The 4,921-nt window shown below is 59.7% G+C and carries 7 protein-coding genes; 4 read left to right on the top strand and 3 right to left on the bottom strand.

All coding sequences use genetic code 11. The features are described from left to right. Both EN964_RS24230 and EN964_RS24235 read left to right on the top strand, forming a co-directional pair. A partial coding sequence (locus EN964_RS24230; RefSeq protein ID WP_127276811.1) for a DUF5330 domain-containing protein occupies positions 1 to 242 on the top strand: 242 nt, incomplete at its 5' end. A gap of 100 nt (positions 243 to 342) precedes the next feature. Next, a complete protein-coding gene (locus EN964_RS24235) occupies positions 343 to 771 on the top strand; it encodes a SufE family protein (protein ID WP_127268169.1) in 429 nt (142 codons plus the stop codon). A 167-nt stretch (positions 772 to 938) separates the two neighbouring features. On the opposite strand, the gene EN964_RS24240 is transcribed toward EN964_RS24235, so the two are convergent. The 3 genes from EN964_RS24240 to EN964_RS24250 form a co-directional block, all read right to left on the bottom strand. After that, complete coding sequence (locus tag EN964_RS24240; RefSeq protein ID WP_013532660.1) at positions 939 to 1,364, bottom strand: MucR family transcriptional regulator; 426 nt, start codon at positions 1,362 to 1,364, stop codon at positions 939 to 941. 151 nt (positions 1,365 to 1,515) lie between these two features. Beyond that, positions 1,516 to 1,776 carry a hypothetical protein gene (locus EN964_RS24245; RefSeq protein ID WP_127276813.1) on the bottom strand — a complete coding sequence of 87 codons (261 nt, stop codon included), beginning with the start codon at positions 1,774 to 1,776 and terminating at the stop codon, positions 1,516 to 1,518. A gap of 31 nt (positions 1,777 to 1,807) precedes the next feature. Next, positions 1,808 to 2,176, bottom strand: coding sequence for an SH3 domain-containing protein (locus EN964_RS24250; protein WP_127268166.1), 369 nt, complete (start codon positions 2,174 to 2,176; stop codon positions 1,808 to 1,810). Between the two features lie 180 nt (positions 2,177 to 2,356). Between EN964_RS24250 and EN964_RS24255 the strand changes: the two genes are divergently transcribed. Together EN964_RS24255 and EN964_RS24260 are read left to right on the top strand one after the other, a co-directional pair. Beyond that, entirely contained in the window at positions 2,357 to 4,480 is a 2,124-nt protein-coding gene (locus tag EN964_RS24255) for a S9 family peptidase (protein ID WP_127268167.1), read from the top strand. Further along, positions 4,477 to 4,921, top strand: a 445-nt coding sequence (locus EN964_RS24260; RefSeq protein ID WP_164775964.1) for a LysE family translocator, incomplete at its 3' end; no start/stop codon positions are given. The genes EN964_RS24255 and EN964_RS24260, both read left to right, overlap by 4 nt.

The raw sequence follows: 4,921 nt of genomic DNA on the forward strand, positions 1-4,921 counted from the left end.
TGTTTGCGGCACGCGAAGCGGTTGGCGATATCGCCGGCATTTGCGAACGCAAGCCCGATGTCTGCGAGACCGGCAAGTCGGCAATGCACACCATCACCGCCCGCGCCAAGGAGACCGCCAAGATCGCGGCAGCGATGATGGACGACAAGTCCGCCGCCGGCCCCGACACGTCGACGATGACCGGCAGCCTGCCCGTAGAAATCGTCTTGCCCGAGACCGTCAACCTGCCGCCTCAGAATTAAGCCGCTTCGACGGCGCACCGCGGGCTGTCTGCCCTCTCGACGCCCGCGGTGTCCTTGTTTTTCCGTGACGCGGAGCCGCCGCGTGACTATATCCGGCATTATGACCACCACGATCCAGACGATCCGCGACGATTTTTCGTTCCTCGAGGAATGGGAAGACCGCTATCGCTACGTCATCGAACTCGGCGAGGCGCTGCCGCCATTTCCCGACGAGCAGCGCAGCGCCGCCAACAAGGTGCCGGGATGCGTCAGTCAGGTCTGGTTGACCACCGAACGCGGGGCTGGAGCCGACCCAGTCATCACCTTCACGGGCGATTCGGACGCTCACATCGTGCGTGGACTGGTTGCGATCATACTTGCGCTGTTTTCCGGCAGGACCGCCAGCGAAATCCAGCAGACCGATGCGGAAGCGACATTGAAAGAACTCGGCCTCGACGAACATCTGTCGCCGCAGCGCGCCAACGGCCTTCGCTCGATGGTCAAGCGCATCAAGCGCGACGCCGAGGCAGCGCTCAAGCAGACCGCCTGACACCTTCATACCGGATCCGCGCCTCGCGGCGCAAAAATCAAACGGCGCCCGAAGGCGCCGTTGATGTCGATCCGATCTGGCTTATTTTGACGCAATTCCCAAGGGAGAGCTCTATGCGCTTTCCCGGGAAAACCGTTTCACTTTTCCTTGAATTGCTCTGGCAGCGATTACCGCGCTTTGCGCTTGCGGCCGAGGCCCATCTTCTTGGCAAGCTGTGACCGGGCAGCCGCATAGTTGGGTGCAACCATCGGATAGGTCGGGTCAAGGTTCCACTTTTCGCGATACTGGTCCGGTGTCAGGTCATAGTGGGTCATCAAATGGCGCTTCAGCGACTTGAACTTCTTGCCGTCTTCAAGGCAGACGATGTAGTCGTCATGAACCGACCGCTTCGGGTTGACCGCCGGCTTCTGCTTGTCGGCAGGCGGCTGTTCGGCGGTTCCGCCCACACGCCCGAGCGCAGCATGGACATCGGATATCAGGTTCGGCAATTCGCCGACCGGCACGGGATTGTTACTGACATAGGCGGCCACCACATCGGCGGTCAATTCGATCAGCGCATCGCTGTTTCTGGAAGGTGTTTCGACAATATCCATGGTCTTCGGGCCCCAACAAGAGTTACATCGATCTGCGCCCTTTTTTACAAGCAGGGCATCGCACGAATTTTGTGCAGGTAGAGTTTCTACGATTCGTGTCGCGGGCACATCAATGAGCGCCCAGACCAAGTAAGTCAATTCGGCCCTTACGCTATATTGAACGATATTGATCAATTATTCCGCGATCAGCTTCAATCTTTCGTGCATTGTGTAATTTATCGATATTTCGCGCGCTCGTCGGCAACGGCTGACGCAACGTCAGCTCACCGTTACATTCGCGGCATCTCACGAAATGGGTTTTAATGTTTGATTTTGCTTGGCTATCGTCGGGCAATATTGGTTGTTCATATTTGTCCACAAAACCAAAGGTTGCCGTGGTCATACGCAAGCAATCAGGCGACATGCCTGTCATCCGGCGGATCGGCTGATTGCTGCCGGATCAATCAATGCGGCGTGATGTATTTGCCATACGCCCAGCCGGTGACGAATTTGCCGTTCTGGGCCGGATCATGCCAGACTTCGCACCAGCGAAAACGAATCTTTTGTTCCTGCTTCCATGCCGGCTGGTTGGCGATGTCGAGCAGGTTTATTCCGCCGGTGCATCGCCCGGTCATCTGCAGAACGGTCCCGTTCGGATATGCCGCCTGCTTCTGGGATGCGCCCGAAGGGTATTTGCGCACATTGAGCGTGTCGCCGAACGGCACATTGGCCACTTGCCAAGCCGCGAATACGGTCGCATGAGACTGGCCGGCAAAGGCCAGAGTTAGTGAAGCAACGGCGAAAGCCGCAGCAGTCCGAGACCAAATAGTCATCATCTCTCCTCCCGGCTCATCTCCTGGAGCCGACACAATCCATACGCTCCGGCTCTTGAACCTGCCCTGATCGGCGTGTTCATTCGCCGTTCAAGATATTCTCCATTCGAGATGGTCCATTCAAGATACTGGCCCATTGAAGATACTGGCCCATTGAAGATACTGGCAAAGCGAGACGCAATGACCAAGACATCCATATTTCCGATCGTCAGCCCGCCAACGCCCGAGAAGCGGCCGGTTTCCGACACGCATCACGGCATCACGCGAACCGACGACTATGCCTGGCTGCGGGCCGGCAACTGGCAGGAGATGTTCCGCGACCCCTCATTGCTCGATGCGGGAATCCGCGCAGAACTCGAGGCGGAGAATGCCTACCAGTCGAAGCTGATGGCCGACACGGTCGAACTGCAAAAGCAGCTTTTCAAGGAGATGAAGGGCCGTATCAAGGAAGACGATTCTTCCGTGCCGATGAAGGATGGGCCCTATGCCTATGGCTCGTCCTTCAAACTTGGTGGCGAGCAGCCGCGCTATTTCCGCATGCCGCGAGACGGCGGTGCCGAGCATATCCTGCTCGATGGTGACGCGGAGGCCGCGGGCAAGGCCTATTTCCGTCTTGGCGGCGTCGACCATTCGGCCGACCACGCAAGGCTGCTGTGGGCATTCGACGACAAGGGCTCCGAATTCTACACGCTTCACGTGCGTGACCTTGCCGACGGCAGGGAACTTGCGGACCAGATCCCCGACACCGGCGGTTCAGGTGTCTGGAACGCCGCCAATGACGGCTTCTTCTATACACGTCTCGACCCCAACCACCGCCCGTCGAAGGTGCTGTTCCATGCGCTTGGCGACAGCCCGCAAAGCGACCGGCTGATCTATGAGGAAACCGATCCCGGCTTCTTCATGAATGTCGACGGCACCCGCAACAACGAGTGGATCATGATCGGCATCAACGACCACGAGACCTCGGAATACCGCCTGATGCGCGCCGACGATCCGTTTGCCGAACCGAAACTGGTGTCGCCGCGCGAGATTGGCCTGCAGTACGAGCTGGAAGAAGGCGGCGATATCTTCTTCATCCTGACCAATGCCGACGGCGCCAAGGACTTCAAGATCATGACGGCACCAGCGGGCGATCCCGTGCGCGCCAACTGGCAGGAACTGGTGCCGCACGAACCCGGCCGGCTGATCCTGTCGGTGATCGGCTTCAGAGACCACATGGTTCGGCTCGAACGCAAGGAAGGCCTGCCGCGCATCGTCGTGCACGACCGCACCAGCGGCGAGGAGCATCTTTTGTCCCTCGACGAGGAGGCTTTCTCGCTCGGCCTGTCGGGTTCCTATGAGTACGACACCGAGATCATGCGCTTTTCCTATTCGTCGATGACGACACCTGCGCAGGTGTTCGACTATAATATGCGTACCCGCGAGCGGGTGCTGCTGAAGACCCAGGAAGTGCCATCCGGCCATGATGCGGACCACTATGTCACGCGGCGCCTGATGGCGCCGGCCAGCGATGGCGAACTGGTGCCGATCTCGCTTTTGCACCATCGCGACACGCCGCTGGACGGATCCGCACCTTGCCTGCTTTACGGCTACGGCTCCTATGGCATCACCGTGCCGGCCGCCTTCAACACCAACTGGTTCTCGCTGGTCGACCGGGGCTTTGTCTTCGCCATCGCTCACGTTCGCGGCGGCAAGGACAAGGGCTATGGCTGGTACGATGACGGCAAGCGGGAGAACAAGATGAACACGTTCACCGATTTCATCGCCGTCGCGCGCCATCTGGTGACGGAGCGTTACACGGCGCATGACCGTATCGTCGCCCAGGGCGGTTCGGCCGGCGGCATGCTGATGGGTGCCGTCGCCAACATGGCGCCGGATTGTTTTGGCGGCATCGTCGCCGAGGTACCCTTCGTCGATGTCCTCACCACCATGCTCGATGCGACCCTGCCGCTGACGCCGCCGGAATGGCCCGAATGGGGCAACCCGATCGCGTCCGCCGACGACTACCGGACCATTGCCGCCTACTCGCCCTATGACAATGTCGTTGATCACGACTATCCGCCGATCCTGGCGCTGGCCGGTCTCACCGATCCGCGCGTCACCTATTGGGAACCGGCCAAATGGGTGGCCCGGCTGCGCGACCGCAAGAGCGGGGACAATCCGGTCCTGTTCAAGATCAACATGGATTCCGGCCATGCCGGTGCCTCCGGCCGGTTTTCGCGGCTGGAGGAGATCGCCTACACCTATTCCTTCGCGCTGAAGGTGATGGGTAAGGCGCAGCCTACGGGAGAAATCGACCGATGATCGATCTCGCTACACTGATTGCTTATGTCGCGGTTGTGCTCGGCTTCGTCTTCATCCCGGGTCCGGCCACGCTCCTTACCATAGCGCGGGCAACGAGTTCCGGAACCAAGGTTGGCATCGCGACCGGCGCTGGGATCGCTGTCGGCGACATCTTTCACACCGTCATGGCCATGATCGGCATATCGGCGATCATCGCCGCATCGGCGACGCTGTTCAGCGTCATAAAGTACATCGGCGCGGCCTACCTGGTTTATCTCGGCATTCGCGCGATCATGGAGAAAACACCAGGCGGCCCGGCTGCCGGCGCGCTTGCGATCTCTGCCGGGAAGGCGTTTCGACAGGCTGTCCTGACCGAAGTGCTCAACCCCAAGACCGCTCTGTTCTTCCTTGCCTTCCTGCCTCAGTTCGTGCGGCCTGAAAACGGGACGGTGATGCTTCAGA

It is taken from the genome of Mesorhizobium sp. M7A.F.Ca.CA.001.10.2.1 (assembly GCF_003998575.1).
Taxonomy (GTDB): Bacteria; Pseudomonadota; Alphaproteobacteria; order Rhizobiales; family Rhizobiaceae; genus Mesorhizobium.